At 45.4% G+C, this 14,367-nt stretch carries 13 protein-coding genes; 8 read left to right on the plus strand and 5 right to left on the minus strand.

Annotated elements, in window-relative coordinates:
- Positions 1-15: 15 nt before the first annotated feature.
- Complete coding sequence (locus LJ707_RS00445; RefSeq protein WP_228948753.1) at positions 16-465, minus strand: hypothetical protein; 450 nt, start codon at positions 463-465, stop codon at positions 16-18.
- 15 nt (positions 466-480) lie between these two features.
- On the minus strand, positions 481-972 hold the full coding sequence (locus LJ707_RS00450) for an HAD-IIIA family hydrolase (protein WP_228948755.1): 492 nt from the start codon (positions 970-972) through the stop codon (positions 481-483).
- A gap of 342 nt (positions 973-1,314) precedes the next feature.
- On the opposite strand from LJ707_RS00450, the gene gltB reads away from it, so the two are divergent.
- The 3 genes from gltB to LJ707_RS00465 all read left to right on the plus strand — a co-directional run bounded on the left by gltB (position 1,315) and on the right by LJ707_RS00465 (position 7,972).
- Complete coding sequence (gene gltB, locus LJ707_RS00455) at positions 1,315-5,838, plus strand: glutamate synthase large subunit (protein ID WP_228948757.1); 4,524 nt, start codon at positions 1,315-1,317, stop codon at positions 5,836-5,838.
- An 8-nt stretch (positions 5,839-5,846) separates the two neighbouring features.
- A complete protein-coding gene (locus LJ707_RS00460; RefSeq protein WP_228948758.1) occupies positions 5,847-7,331 on the plus strand; it encodes a glutamate synthase subunit beta in 1,485 nt (494 codons plus the stop codon).
- A gap of 140 nt (positions 7,332-7,471) precedes the next feature.
- Positions 7,472-7,972, plus strand: a complete 501-nt coding sequence (locus LJ707_RS00465) for a YcxB family protein (protein ID WP_228948759.1) — start codon at positions 7,472-7,474, stop codon at positions 7,970-7,972.
- Positions 7,973-8,104: 132 nt separating this feature from the next.
- Here the strand turns inward: LJ707_RS00465 and LJ707_RS00470 are convergent, their stop codons facing one another.
- The 3 genes from LJ707_RS00470 to LJ707_RS00480 all read right to left on the minus strand — a co-directional run bounded on the left by LJ707_RS00470 (position 8,105) and on the right by LJ707_RS00480 (position 10,566).
- Positions 8,105-9,274, minus strand: coding sequence for an MFS transporter (locus LJ707_RS00470; protein WP_228948761.1), 1,170 nt, complete (start codon positions 9,272-9,274; stop codon positions 8,105-8,107).
- A gap of 99 nt (positions 9,275-9,373) precedes the next feature.
- Positions 9,374-10,036, minus strand: coding sequence for a YdeI family protein (locus LJ707_RS00475; protein ID WP_228948762.1), 663 nt, complete (start codon positions 10,034-10,036; stop codon positions 9,374-9,376).
- A complete protein-coding gene (locus LJ707_RS00480; protein WP_228948764.1) occupies positions 10,033-10,566 on the minus strand; it encodes an RNA methyltransferase in 534 nt (177 codons plus the stop codon). Before LJ707_RS00480 ends, LJ707_RS00475 begins: the two co-directional genes overlap by 4 nt.
- A 105-nt stretch (positions 10,567-10,671) precedes the next feature.
- Between LJ707_RS00480 and LJ707_RS00485 the strand changes: the two genes are divergently transcribed.
- The 5 genes from LJ707_RS00485 (at position 10,672) to LJ707_RS00505 (ending at position 14,365) form a co-directional block, all read left to right on the plus strand.
- Positions 10,672-10,962: a YciI family protein gene (locus LJ707_RS00485; RefSeq protein WP_228948765.1), complete on the plus strand. Its 291-nt coding sequence runs from the start codon at positions 10,672-10,674 to the stop codon at positions 10,960-10,962.
- A 36-nt stretch (positions 10,963-10,998) separates the two neighbouring features.
- Positions 10,999-11,781: an NIPSNAP family protein gene (locus LJ707_RS00490; protein WP_228948766.1), complete on the plus strand. Its 783-nt coding sequence runs from the start codon at positions 10,999-11,001 to the stop codon at positions 11,779-11,781.
- 175 nt (positions 11,782-11,956) lie between these two features.
- The gene (locus LJ707_RS00495) at positions 11,957-12,595 is read left to right on the plus strand and encodes an RNA polymerase sigma factor (RefSeq protein ID WP_228948767.1); all 639 of its coding nucleotides are present in this window, start codon (positions 11,957-11,959) and stop codon (positions 12,593-12,595) included.
- On the plus strand, positions 12,595-13,788 hold the full coding sequence (locus tag LJ707_RS00500; protein ID WP_228948769.1) for an outer membrane beta-barrel protein: 1,194 nt from the start codon (positions 12,595-12,597) through the stop codon (positions 13,786-13,788). Before LJ707_RS00495 ends, LJ707_RS00500 begins: the two co-directional genes overlap by 1 nt.
- A gap of 13 nt (positions 13,789-13,801) precedes the next feature.
- Positions 13,802-14,365: a YceI family protein gene (locus LJ707_RS00505; protein WP_228948770.1), complete on the plus strand. Its 564-nt coding sequence runs from the start codon at positions 13,802-13,804 to the stop codon at positions 14,363-14,365.
- Positions 14,366-14,367: the final 2 nt, after the last annotated feature.

The following is a 14,367-nucleotide window of genomic DNA, read 5'->3' on the forward strand; positions in this document are numbered from 1 at the left end:
ATATTTGCGGTAATCTTAATCTATCTCAATGCTTTTTGCACTAAATGATTCAAAATTTATGGATAAAATATGTCCTGATCTGTAAGGTAAATCAAAAGTTAGCTCCCACTTTGTATCATTATCATAGGGTAGCGTAATCGCGTCTAATTTAAATTCTGAAACGAACTCTTCTTTAGTAAAATTTTGATCAATTTTTTTAAGAAAAGATATTGTCATTGGTATTGCACTAAGCAGTACCTTGTTATATGAAGACTCTATCATGCGGAAGTAATCTTTTTGATATAAGGTAGGCCCATGTTTGTCTGCATAAATCATAATATCAACCGGATACGCTACCGGTTTAAAATCCCTTTTTACATTGTACCAATAAGGTCCTTTATCAAAAAAATATTTATGATAAATTAATTGTCCGAAGAAATCATCATTTGAATACCTTATACCAGGTAGCCAATCTTTAAATCCCATTATTTTCGCAGGTAATTAATCTATCAAATTCAGCACCGTACTAATCGGCTGATCGCTATCAATCAATATACCGGTAACGCCTGCCAGGGTACCTGCTTCCACGTCGCGCTCACGGTCGCCAATAAAGTATGATTTTGATGGATCGATGTTATATTTCTCGATACCTCTCAGCAGCATGCCCGGTTTTGGTTTGCGGCAATCGCAGTCGCCTGTAAACTGCGGGTGGTGGGGGCAATAGTAAAAATCGGTGAATTTAACGCCATGTTCGCTGTACACATCGCTAAGGTGCTGGTGCATTTTGCCCAGTTCGTCCTCGGTATACCAGCCTTTGGCCAGGCCGCCCTGGTTGGTAGCTACAATAAGCAGGTAACCTTTATCCTGCAGGGTTTTTAGCGCCTCAAAGTTATCCAACACCTGGAAATCCTCTAAACGGCACACATAATCGCCCATCTCACGGTTAAGCACACCGTCGCGGTCAAGGAACACGGCTTTATTCTTTTCTTGCATTTGTTTGATTTTTTTGCAAAATTAGCAAATATTAAATTTTAACTGACCCAATAAAGAATTAGCGAATAAGTGTTTGCCGGTATTATCCGGTATTTCTATCACTTTAATCGGAATACTATATCATCATTATTTAATTATCAAAATAAAATTCTGATTTTAGAATGATTCTATATTCGCTAAAATATGTAATGAATAATAGTTTTTATTAAAAAATTATTAAATTAACATCATTATATGTTGCATACATTAAGAATGTCGCAAAAGTAATGCGCTTATTTTTAGTATTTATCAATTTAATTATCTTCGTAATTACACCCTAATTGAAACGGTTTTATTTTTATTATGAATCAAACTGATAGCCACCAGGGCCTTTACCGGCCTGAATTTGAACATGACTCGTGCGGAACCGGCTTTATAACGAATATAAACGGCCATAAGGAGCATAGGATAGTAAGCGATGCGCTTACCATGCTTGAAAATATGGAGCACCGCGGCGCCTGCGGTTGCGACCCCGACTCGGGCGATGGTGCTGGTATATTGATACAATTACCGCACGAATTGTTGATGGAAGAGTGCTCAAACCTTGAGATCAGCCTGCCTGAACCGGGTGAGTATGGTGTGGGGATGATATTTTTCCCTAAGGACTCAACCCTGAAAAAAGCCTGCCGTACCATTATTGATAAGGCGGTTGAAAAGCTGGGCCTGCATAAGCTTGGCTATCGTAAGCTAACTACTGATAATAGCGTAATTGGCGAAACCGCCCGCAGCGCCGAGCCGGATGTGGAGCAGATATTTGTTGCCAAGCCGCACCATATATTAAATATTGACGATTTTGAGCGTAAGCTATACGTGTTGCGCCGTTATATCAATAAATCAATTACAGAGCAATTCCCGAAAGCGGCAGAGGCATTTTATTTTACCTCGTTCTCGGCTAAAACCATCATTTACAAGGGTCAGCTTACCACTTACCAGTTGCGTAAGTATTTCTCTGATCTTTCTGATCCGCGTGTGGCATCAGGTTTTGCCTTGATCCACTCTCGTTTCTCAACCAATACCTTCCCGTCATGGAAATTGGCCCAACCGTTCCGCCTTATTGCGCACAACGGCGAGATCAACACCCTGACCGGTAACCTTAACTGGTTCTACTCAGGCCTGCAATCGCTGGCATCATCATACTTTACTAACGAGGAGATGGAGATGCTGCTGCCGGTTATTGATAATAACCAGTCTGACTCGGCTTGCCTGGATAACATTATCGAGATATTGGTACATACCGGCCGTTCATTACCGCACGTAATGATGATGCTGATACCTGAAGCCTGGGATGGCAACGAGCAGATGGACCCGATCAAAAGGGCATTCTACGAATACCATGCTACTTTAATGGAACCATGGGATGGCCCGGCCGCCATCAGCTTTACCGATGGTAAGCTGGTAGGTGCCGTGTTGGATAGGAATGGCCTGCGCCCGCTGCGCTACGCAATCACCAGCGATGGCCGTGTTATAGCAGGTTCAGAAGCCGGTGTACTGATTATTGATGAAAGCACCGTGGTTAAAAAAGGCCGCCTGCAGCCGGGTAAGATGTTTTTGGTTGATACCGAAAAAGGAAAGATCATTACCGATGAAGAAATAAAGCACGAAGTAGCTTCGCGCCAGCCTTATGGCCGCTGGCTCGAAAATTATAAGATTCGCCTTAACGAGCTTACCGAGCCGCGTTTGGCTTTCGCATCATTAAGTGCCGATTCGGTTTACCGTTACCAAAAGGTATTTGGTTACAGCCGTGAGGATACTGATCTGATCATCAAATCAATGGCGCTGGATGGCAAGGAGCCTATCGGCTCAATGGGTACCGATGTGCCGCTGGCTATCTTATCTGATAAGCCTCAGCACCTGTCGAGCTACTTTAAGCAGTTCTTCGCGCAGGTAACCAACCCGCCTATCGACCCGATTCGTGAGCGTTTGGTAATGAGCCTGGCTACCTTTATTGGTAACAACGGCAACCTGCTTGACGAGGATAAAATGCATTGCCATTGCGTAATGCTTAAACACCCGATATTAAAAAATAATCAGCTTGAAAAGCTGCGTAGTATTGATACCGGCCTGTTTCACGCTAAAACGCTGCAAACTTACTTTAAGGCTGATGGCCTGCCGGGCTCATTGGAGAAAGGTATAGCCAGGCTTTGCCGTTATGCTGAGGATGCCGTGGATGATGGATTCGAGGTACTGATCCTGTCAGACCGTGCTGTTGATTCAGAGCATGCGCCAATCCCGTCATTGCTTGCCGTATCAGCCGTGCATCACCACCTGATCAAAAAAGGCCGTCGTGGCGCGGTAGGTATCGTTGTTGAAAGCGGCGATGTTTGGGAAGTACACCACTTTGCCTGCTTGCTGGCATTCGGTGCTACGGCTATTAACCCGTACCTGGCCCTGTCAACCATCGAAACCATGCTTGAAAGCGGCAGCCTTGAAACAAGCCTGGATCTGCGTCAGCTACAAAAAAACTATGTTAAGTCGGTTAATGATGGCTTGTTAAAGATATTCTCAAAAATGGGTATCTCTACCTTGCAGTCATACCATGGCTCGCAGGTGTTTGAAATATTGGGTATAAACCAGGATGTGGTTGACCGTTACTTTGTAGGTGCCGTTAGCCGCATAGGTGGTTTAGGTTTGGATGAAATAGCCCGCGAATCGCTTACCAAGCATCGCGCAGGCTTTAACATCAACAAACAGGAAGAAGCGCACCTGCTGCCCGAAGGTGGTATATACCAGTGGAAACGCAGGGGCGAGGCGCACTTGTTTAATCCGCAAACCGTACACTTGTTACAGCATGCTACCCGTACCAATAATTACGATGTATATAAAAACTACTCGAAGCTGATTAACGAGCAGGGCGAAAAGCATTATACCATCCGTGGTTTGTTTGATTTTGCCCATCACCGCGAACCGATCAGCATTGATGAGGTTGAATCGGCCGAAAGCATCATGAAGCGTTTTGCTACCGGTGCCATGTCATTCGGATCTATCTCACACGAAGCGCACAGTACCCTGGCCATTGCCATGAACCGCATTGGCGGCAAAAGTAACACCGGCGAGGGTGGTGAGGATGAAATGCGTTTTGAGAAACTGCCTAACGGCGACTCTATGCGCTCAGCGATCAAGCAAATAGCATCAGCACGTTTTGGGGTAACTTCAAACTACCTTACTAATGCCGATGAGTTACAGATAAAAATGGCGCAAGGCGCTAAACCGGGCGAAGGCGGACAACTGCCCGGCCATAAGGTTGACGACTGGATTGCTAAAACCCGTCACTCAACACCGGGTGTAGGTTTGATATCGCCGCCGCCGCACCACGATATTTATTCTATCGAGGATTTGGCGCAGTTGATCTTTGATTTGAAGAATGCTAACCGTGCCGCGCGTATCAACGTTAAGCTGGTATCAAAAGCGGGTGTAGGTACTATTGCCGCGGGTGTGGCCAAAGCCCATGCCGATGTTATTTTAATAGCCGGTTATGATGGCGGTACAGGCGCATCGCCAATAAGCTCAATTAAGCACGCGGGTTTACCGTGGGAGCTTGGCCTGAGCGAGGCACACCAAACACTGGTACGCAACAAACTGCGCAGCCGTGTGGTATTACAGGCTGACGGACAGTTAAAAACCGGTCGTGATATTGCTATAGCTACCTTATTAGGTGCCGAGGAGTGGGGCGTAGCCACCGCTGCCCTGGTTGCAGGTGGCTGTATCATGATGCGTAAATGTCACCTTAATACCTGCCCGGTAGGTGTGGCCACGCAAGACCCTGAACTGCGTAAGTTGTTCTCAGGTGATCCGGACCATGTGGTTAACTTGTTCAAATTTCTGGTGCAGGAATTCCGTGAAGTAATGGCCGAGCTGGGTTTCCGTACGGTTAACGAGATGGTTGGCCGTGTACAATTCCTGAAGGTAAAAGATAATGTTAAGAGCTGGAAGGCCCGTACCGTTGATCTTTCAGGCATACTGCACCCGGTTACCAATGCCAAAGGTGCTACCCTGTATAACAGCGAAAGTCAGGATCATGGCATGAGCAACATTATCGATTGGAAATTGCTTGATGCCGCCAAACCGGCATTGGATGATAAAACCCCTATTTACGCCTCATTCAATGTAGTAAATGTTGACCGTACCATTGGTACAGTACTTTCAAACGAGATATCAAAGAAATACGGGTCAGCAGGTTTACCGGCTAATACCATCAACTTTAAGTTCAAAGGTTCGGCAGGGCAAAGCTTTGGCGCGTTCGCTACCAAAGGTATATCCTTCGAACTGGAAGGCGAGGCTAATGATTATGTAGGCAAAGGCCTTTCGGGCGCGCAACTGGCCATCTACCCGGCAGCTAACGCAACCTTTAAACCGTCAGAAAACATCATCATTGGCAACGTGGCCTTGTATGGTGCCACAGCGGGCGAGTTGTTTGTAGGCGGTATGGCAGGTGAGCGTTTTGCGGTACGTAACTCAGGCGCTACTACGGTAGTTGAGGGTACCGGCGATCACGGTTGTGAGTACATGACCGGCGGCCGCGCGCTGATTCTGGGTAAAACCGGCCGTAACTTTGCCGCAGGCATGAGCGGTGGTTTGGCCTGGGTGTATAACCCCGACAATACCTTTGCTGAAAACTGCAATACCGAAATGGTTGACCTTGACCCGCTATCAGTTAGCGATGAAGAGGAAATACTGACCCTGCTGCGCAAGCACATACAGTTAACCGGCAGCAAGCTGGCGCAAGGATTACTGGACAACTGGAATGAGGTATCAACCCAGTTTGTTAAGGTATATCCAAAAGAGTACAAAAAAGTTATCGAACAATCACAATATCAAACTACAGCATAATTATTAAGATGGGAAAACCAACAGGATTTCAGGAATTTAACAGAGAGCTTCCCGCTAAAACACCCGTTGCCGAACGTGTTAAGAATTATAACGAGTTTGTAGGATTGTATAGCGATGAAAAGCTGAACCAGCAATCGGCACGCTGCATGAATTGCGGTATACCGTTTTGCCATTCGGGCTGCCCGCTGGGTAATATTATACCTGAGTTTAATGATGCCGTGTACCGTAAAAACTGGAACGAGGCATATAACATATTATCATCAACCAATAACTTTCCGGAGTTTACAGGGCGCATTTGCCCGGCTCCGTGCGAGTCGGCTTGCGTGTTGGGTATCAACAAACCGGCCGTAGCTATCGAGGAGATCGAGAAGCATATCATCGAGATAGCTTATTCAAAAAATTTGGTTAAGCCTACCGCGCCACTTATTAAAACAGGAAAAACAGTTGCTGTTGTAGGCTCAGGCCCTGCGGGTTTAGCCGCTGCCGCCCAATTGGCAAAAGCCGGCCACAGTGTAACCGTTTTTGAACGCGACGACCGTGCGGGTGGTTTGCTGCGCTACGGCATCCCCGATTTTAAATTAGAGAAATGGGTGATTGACCGCCGTGTAAAGGTAATGGAAGATGATGGCGTGGTATTTAAATATAACACCGAAGTAGGTAAGGATATTGCTGCCGACGAGATTACCCGCAGCTTTGACGCGGTGGTATTGGCCGGTGGTTCAACCATTCCGCGCGACCTGAATATACCGGGCCGTGAGCTGAAAGGCATCCACTTCGCTATGGACTTTTTGAAACAGCAAAACAAGCGTGTGGGCAACAGCCCGTTCACTACCGAAGATATTTTAGCCACTGATAAGGACGTGATTGTTATTGGTGGTGGCGATACCGGATCAGACTGTGTGGGTACATCAAACCGCCAGGGTGCACGTTCGGTTAAGCAGTTTGAGGTAATGTTTAAGCCTGCTGATTCGCGCCCGAGCAGCACGCCTTGGCCAAGTTTCCCCGGCCCGGCGGTACTTAAAGTAACCAGTTCGCACGAGGAAGGTGCCGACCGCTACTGGAGCATTAATACCAAAGAGTTTTTAGGTGACGAGAATGGTAACCTGCGTGCCGTAAAAGTGGTTGATCTGGAATGGGAAGTTGACTTTTTAGGTCGCCCGGTTAAGTTTACCGAGGTTGCCGGTACCGAACGTGAGCTGCCTTGTCAGCGTGTATTCCTGGCTATGGGCTTTGTGCATCCGCAATTTTCCGGAGCCCTTGAAAACCTGGGCGTTGAGCTTGACGAACGCAAGAACGTTAAGGCTGCCGAAGGCGTTTACCGTACCAACGTAAGCAAGGTGTTTGCCGCAGGCGATATGCGCCGTGGCCAATCACTGGTAGTTTGGGCCATATCCGAAGGCCGTGAAGCTGCCCGTAAGGTTGATGAATTCCTGATGGGGCACTCGATACTGGAAAGCAAAGACGGGGTTAATGAGTTTGAACAGGCTTATTAGGCAGTAGGCAATTGTCATTAGTCATTAGTAAATGGTGATTAGTGAGTGCCTCTCTTAAATAAATATTAAGTTTAGCCGGGCGGTTTGTACGTCCGGCTTTTTTGTTTTATAATCGCAACCTTAATTTCACTTATCACTAAATGAAAATATCTACACAGATAACCTTACCGGAATACCGAAAACTTCAATACACGTTACTTTATACCAAACTTATTTTTGTATGGGTAACACTTTGTGGATTAGTAATGTTTGTTGCGGCTATTGTACAACTATTAAATGGAGAAGATGCTAATGGAAGCTCAATTAGTTTCGGCTTAGGATTTGGGTTATTGGTGATTTTGATGCCTTTGTTCATATACATATCCTCAAGTAAGACATTCAAAAGCCTTGTAGCATTAAACAAGCCAACTAAATATGAATTTCTATCAGACAGGTTAATTATTGATACCGCTGTTGGTCATACGGAAATGCCTTGGGAAAATTATTACAAGATAAAGGAACTTAGTAACTGGTTTTTATTGTATCAAAATGCAAATGTGGCTAATTTGATACCCAAAACAAACCTAAGCGAACAGGATATAGTAGGCATACGCTATATTTTGCAAAATGCACCTGTTAAGAAGAAGAAACTGAAGAAATAGATTCGAGCTATCCCACATAAATTCTCTATCCCTGTCATTTCAACGTAGGAGAAATCCGCACACGTTCATAATCAGGTGACAGATTTCTCCCCGTACCTCGTTCGAAATGAAATAGTTTATTAAAGCCTCGCTTTACTGCTTCAGCTTTGAGGATAGCATTGTAACTGTCAATCCCATAACGGCTATAATGGTATATGATACCCGCAGGTTTGTTGCCGCCGCCGCAAAACCGATGATAGGCGGACCCAACAAAAAGCCCAGGAAGCCCACTGTTGATACGGCCGCCAATGCCACCCCGGCCGACATGGTGGTTGATTTACCGGCCTCGCCATATACCAGTGGAATGATTGACGATACACCAAAGCCAACTATAAAAAAACCGGCTATTGCTGTATAAAGCTGTGGAAAAATAACAGATAATAGTAATCCGGCGGCTATGAGCGCACCGCTCATTTGCAGCATCTTTTTCATGCCGAAACGTGCGGTAAAAAAGTCTGCTACAAAGCGGCCACCGGCCATAGTGCACATGTAGGCGGTGTAACCGGCGCCTATCCAGGCCTTTTGGGCGTGTACAATTTCTTTAAAATAGATGCCGCCCCAATCAACCATAGCACCTTCGCACATCAGGCCGGAAAAGGCTATAACCCCTAACAGCATAAGCGCTTTATCGGGTTTGGCAAATACCGGCTGATCTGCCGAAACACTGCCTGTATCCTTTATTACAAAGCCGGAAGCGATGGCCGTAATAATCAGCACAGCCGCTGTAATGATAACATAATGCCAAAACGGGATCAGCTCAAAGCCGATCATTATGGTGCCGATAGATGCACCTGTAAAGCCGGCCAGGCTCCATAAACCGTGGAAAGATGCCATGATCGGCTTACTGTACAAAGCCTCAACCTGTACGGCCTGCGTGTTCACCGCTATGTTAACCATGTTGCCGCTAAACCCGAACACGAATAAACCTGCCAGTAACGCATAAACCGATGGCGATAAACCAATAACAATTAATGTAAGCGCATAGATCACGGTAGCGGCAAGCACTACTACACGGCTGCCAAACTTAGCGGTAAACCATCCTGAAAAAGGTAGTGCTACCATCAAGCCTGCCGGTAAGGCCAATAATAATCCGCCTATTTCAGCTTCGTTTAATTGGAATTTCTGCTGAAACGTAGGTATGCGTGATGCCCAGCTTGCAAAGCATAAACCTTGTGTAAAAAAAAGCGAACTTACGGCAACGCGATGCGCCAGGCGTGATACGCTTTTTTGCGGGGCAGGGGCTATTATGGCGGTTTCGTTCATCAGTATTAAAATAATACTGCAAAATTACTATTTTATATAGTGTATTTTATACACTTAGTATTAAAATGGCATAAGTATGAAGCTGATGTACAGCGTTACCTATTTATCAGCAGGATTCTTTTTGTTATCCAGCAGCATTTGCACCATTTTTTCGATCCGGCTTTGGCGGGTTTTCTCTTGTTTGGCGCTCAATATCCACACCACATATTCCTTTTTGTTGCTGTAGGCCAGTTTTTCAAAATAACTGATGGCGGCTGGATGATCGCTCAATGCTTCAAGCGCATCAGGAGGGAGGATCACTGTTTTTTGTTCGGTGTTGATGTACCGGCCATAGTCGTTTTGCTGGATGGCTTCGTTACGCGAATCTGATTTTTTTACCAGTTCCTCCGGTTTATAGCGTAACGAGGTCCATGTTTTATCAATAGCTGCCGAGGTTACAGGGCGCAGGCCATATTGTGCCATTATATCTAACCCGTTGTCCATCATTTCCAGGTCGGTTGTTATGCCGCTGTTCTTTTTAGGGTATATTACCCATAGCACCGTATCAGGTTGTAGTAGGTTTTTTAATAACTTTAAAAAAGCATCAAGCTCGTTGCCGGTGGTTACAAAAAGCTGAACTCCGTTAAACTTACCGTCAACATCCGTGCTGATGGTTATATCATCATGTGGTTCGAGCAGGGCGGGGTATCCATTGGGTGCATTAAGCAGCAGCCAGTGTTGCCCGGTCTTCATCTGTAGTTTTTTTGCTAATGCGCTTATCATGTTTTATTGAGTTTGTTAAAAAAATCCCACAACACAATGCCTGCCGATACCACAATGTTGAACGAGTGCTTGGTGCCAAACTGTGGTATCTCAATACAGGCGTCAATCTCCTGCATCACCTCATCGCTTACACCGTTTACCTCGTTACCGAATATCAGCGCGTACTTTTCGCCTTGTTGTGGTTCAAAGGTGTCCAGCATCAGGCTGTTTTCGGCTTGTTCAATAGCTATTATTTTATATCCTTCGTCACGGAGTTGCTGTACCGCTTCAAGCGGGGTTTTAAAGTATTCCCAATCCATTGATGAGGTGGCGCCCAGGGCTGTTTTTTCAATTTCACGATGCGGAGGGCAGGCGGTAATACCGCACAGGGCTATTTTCTCTGCCGCGAACCCGTCTGATGTACGAAAAATAGAGCCGATGTTGTGCATGCTGCGTACATTATCTAACACCACGGCTACGGGCAGCTTAGCCTGTTCCTTAAATTCATCAACGGTTGCCCGGTTCAGCTCATCAAGCTTTAATTTGCGCATGGCCAAAGGTATTAAAACGGGGTAGCATAAACAACCATAGCGCTTACCCTATATCACTTGTACATCAGCTTAAACATACTTACATTGCATTAAATATCGCACCTAATGAAACAGTACGTACTTACCGCATTTGATCATACCGATACTGATGCCATACAGCGCAGGCTTGATGTGCGCCCTTTGCATGTTGAAAGGGTAAAACAGCTCAAAGCATCCGGCAATTTTATTGTAGGCGGAGCCATGCTTAATGATAATGGCGATATGATCGGCTCAACAATGATTGTACAGTTTGATAGCGATGATGAACTGGAACAATGGAAACAGAGCGACCCCTACGTAACCGGTGGTGTTTGGGATAAGATCGAGGTTCGCCCTTTCAAGGTAGCTAACGTTTAATGTTTTCCATATCTAATAATTAATAAGCCTTTTACAATGTATAGTTTCAAACGTTTTTTGGCCGCCTTCGCGGTAGTGCTTTTTGTGTTGACAGCCGTAGGCGCCTCAGCTAAGGATGTAAGCTATTACCAGCTAAAGGTTTATCATTATAAAACCGCGGCGCAGTTTGAGCAGCTTAATCAGTATTTAGAAAAGGCTTACGTGCCGGCATTGCACCGTTATGGCATAAAAAAGGTTGGTGTATTTGCCACCCTGCCCGAAGATACTGCCGACAGGCGTGTTTACGTTTTTATTCCCATCAAAGGATTGAATAAGCTGGAGGAAATAGACCAGCGTTTAGCCGCCGACCAAAAGTATATTGCCGATGGTGCAGCTTACCTTAACGCGCCATATAACGGCTCGCCCTATACCCGTATCGAGAATATTTTGCTTAAGGCGTTTGCCGGTATGCCTAAGCCGGAAGTGCCCGCACTAAAATCGCCCAAGGCCGAGCGTATATATGAGTTGCGCAGCTACGAGAGCGCTACCGAAAAGTATCATCAAAATAAGGTGGAGATGTTTAATGATGGTGATGAAATATCGCTATTCAAAAGGCTTGGCTTTAACGCGGTATTTTATTCGCAGGTGCTATCAGGCGCACGTATGCCTAACCTGATGTACATGACCACCTTTAACAACCGCCAGGATCGTGATAAGCACTGGGAAACCTTTGGCTCGGATGGTGTGTGGAAGATACTTTCGGCCAAGGATCAGTATAAAAACAATGTATCGCGTAACGAGATCGTGTTCTTACGTCCGGTTGAATATTCTGATTTTTAGGTATTTAGTAAGTTTTTTATAAAAATTCCAAAAAATATTTCTCTGCCCAGGCAACCCAGGCCACCTGCCCGGCGTAATTACTTATAAACAGGTTTTAATGTTGCGATGAACATTAGCTGTAAGTGATTAATTATGCGATATTTATAGTAAAGATCATGATTGGCCCCCTCAATTTATGGCAGAGAAAAACTTACAGGAACTGATTGAAGGTTGTGTAAAGCAAAACCGGCAGTGCCAAAAGGAGCTGTACAAACTGTACTACAGCTATGCCATGGCTATATGCCTGCGTTATGCTAATGATAGGGATGAGGCCGCAGGCATCATGAACCAGGGTTTTTTCAAGGTTTTTAAATACCTGAAGAACTATGATGAGAACCGTCCATTTAAAATATGGCTCGGTAAGATCATGACCAATGTGGCTATTGACCATTATCGCGCAGCGGCGCGTATGGCTGTTGTTGAGGAGCTGGATAAGGCGGAGCATGTAAGTGATGTTGATATGGCCGATAAGCGGCTGCATTACAATGATCTGTTGGGGATGATACAGCGCCTGCCGCGTGCCTACCGTTTGGTTTTTAACCTGTTTGCCATTGAAGGTTACAGCCACGAGGAGATAGCCGATATGCTGGCTATAAGCACCGGGGCATCAAAATCAAACCTGCACAAAGCCAGGCAAAAGTTAAAGCTGATGATACTGGCAGCAGATAAAAGTGACAAAGGCAACTACGGTGCGGATGTGCAGTATGCGCCAATAGTAGCGATGAACGGACTATACTTAAATACCAATTACGTACTCAACAATTTTTTCAGGTAATGGATCAGGAGAAGGATAAAAAATTGGACGAGTTTTTTAGTGACGCCATGCGCAACCATGATGAAATAGATTTTCGTGAGCAGGATTGGGGCATGATGGAGCATATGTTGAACAGGCGCCGCAAACCCTTTATAATGTGGATGCGGGTTGCCGGGAGTGTTGCTGCCATGTTGCTGATAGCGTTAGGTATATGGTGGTTAATGCCCGATAAATATAATGAACAGGATACCATAACCCGGGCCAAAAATAATAAGCCGATGCAGAAGATAACGAAGCGTAACGAAGAGCCTGTGGTTGAGGGTAAAGGAGATAGCATAGCCGGGTTAACTGTACGTAAGGGGGTTACTGCAGCCGGAACAACGCATCGTAGTAAAAGTTCCGGTCCGGATGCTGCTCCTTTAAATGTTGACACCCTGGAGAAATCTCTTTTTCAAAAGGATGTAAATAATTCTGTTGCGGATATTGCATCGGTTAAGCCGGTAAATAATACCGGGCCCGATACTGCCGGCATGCAGTATACTGATATTGTAACCACGCAGGATGCAGACACCGGGGTTAATGAAAAGGTTGAGAAAACCCAAAGCCCTGCTAAGCCGCAGGGGGTAAGCAAACGGCCTGTGTTTGCGATAAGTGTACTGGCAGCGCCTGATGTTAACGGGGTTGGCTCATTTGGCAGCAGTAAGGTAGGGGCAAACGCCGGTGTTATGCTGAGTATGAAACTAAGCAGCAGGTTTACGGTAAGCACGGGCGCGGCCTATTCATATAAGCCGTATGATGTAAGGTTTAGCCAGTACCGAACTATTTATCAGTTTGCGGTTAACCCAACCAATGTTATGGCTGATTGCCGGGTGCTGGATATTCCGTTGAATATTGATTACAAGTTTTACAGCAAAAAGCAAAACAGTTTGAGCATGGGTGCTGGTTTATCATCATGGTTTATGCTGAATGAGAAGTACAGTTTTAGCTACCCGGGTAATGCCAGCGGACCAGCATCATACAGTGTATCAAATCAAAATAAACACATACTGGGCATACTTAACCTGCAGGCTACTTATCACCGGCAGCTTAACCAAAAGGTAGGTATAGCGGTACAGCCGTTTATGAAGGTGCCGCTAACCAATATAGGATACAGCCAGGTGCGATTACAAAGCCTCGGTATAGCAGCCGGGTTAACATGGAATTTAAGCCCATGATAAACTAAAAAACATGAAACATTTATTGATTTTATTTGCCCTGACAAGCGGTTTGCTTGCTCAGCAGGCCCCCTCTGCGCTTTATGTTAGCAAAAATGCTTCGGTAACCTTGTATTCCGAAGCTCCTATGGAGAACATTGAAGGCTCATCAACCGATGGCAAATCAGTGTATAACGCCGCAACCGGCGAGTTGGCATTTAACGTGGCCATACGCTCGTTCAAATTTCAAAAATCATTAATGCAAGAGCATTTTAATGAGAATTATATGGAGAGCGACAAATATCCGCAGGCATCATTTAAAGGCACTATTAACGAAAAGCCCGATGTAAAGGTTAATGGCAGCTACCCCGTTACCGCCACCGGTGTATTAGATGTACATGGTGTAAAACAGCAGCGCACCATTAAAGGCAAGCTCAATGTTAACAATGGCAAAATAACCATCACCTCAGAGTTTATGGTAAAGTGCGCCGACCATAAGATAGAGATCCCCAAACTTGTTTTTCAAAAAATAGCCGAAACATTAAAGATCACGGTAACGGCTAACTATACCGCATACAACAAAAACCCCACAAATTGATT

The sequence above is a fragment of the Mucilaginibacter sp. UR6-1 genome, from assembly GCF_020880975.1.
Lineage (GTDB): Bacteria > Bacteroidota > Bacteroidia > Sphingobacteriales > Sphingobacteriaceae > Mucilaginibacter.

Bases quoted from the DNA above. Each gene is read 5' to 3' on its own strand.
- LJ707_RS00445 (WP_228948753.1), bottom strand. From the start codon at position 465: ATGGGATTTAAAGATTGGCTACCTGGTATAAGGTATTCAAATGATGAT.
- LJ707_RS00450 (WP_228948755.1), bottom strand. From the start codon at position 972: ATGCAAGAAAAGAATAAAGCCGTGTTCCTTGACCGCGACGGTGTGCTT.
- gltB (WP_228948757.1), top strand. From the start codon at position 1,315: ATGAATCAAACTGATAGCCACCAGGGCCTTTACCGGCCTGAATTTGAA.
- LJ707_RS00460 (WP_228948758.1), top strand. From the start codon at position 5,847: ATGGGAAAACCAACAGGATTTCAGGAATTTAACAGAGAGCTTCCCGCT.
- LJ707_RS00465 (WP_228948759.1), top strand. From the start codon at position 7,472: ATGAAAATATCTACACAGATAACCTTACCGGAATACCGAAAACTTCAA.
- LJ707_RS00470 (WP_228948761.1), bottom strand. From the start codon at position 9,274: ATGAACGAAACCGCCATAATAGCCCCTGCCCCGCAAAAAAGCGTATCA.
- LJ707_RS00475 (WP_228948762.1), bottom strand. From the start codon at position 10,036: ATGATAAGCGCATTAGCAAAAAAACTACAGATGAAGACCGGGCAACAC.
- LJ707_RS00480 (WP_228948764.1), bottom strand. From the start codon at position 10,566: ATGCGCAAATTAAAGCTTGATGAGCTGAACCGGGCAACCGTTGATGAA.
- LJ707_RS00485 (WP_228948765.1), top strand. From the start codon at position 10,672: ATGAAACAGTACGTACTTACCGCATTTGATCATACCGATACTGATGCC.
- LJ707_RS00490 (WP_228948766.1), top strand. From the start codon at position 10,999: ATGTATAGTTTCAAACGTTTTTTGGCCGCCTTCGCGGTAGTGCTTTTT.
- LJ707_RS00495 (WP_228948767.1), top strand. From the start codon at position 11,957: ATGGCAGAGAAAAACTTACAGGAACTGATTGAAGGTTGTGTAAAGCAA.
- LJ707_RS00500 (WP_228948769.1), top strand. From the start codon at position 12,595: ATGGATCAGGAGAAGGATAAAAAATTGGACGAGTTTTTTAGTGACGCC.
- LJ707_RS00505 (WP_228948770.1), top strand. From the start codon at position 13,802: ATGAAACATTTATTGATTTTATTTGCCCTGACAAGCGGTTTGCTTGCT.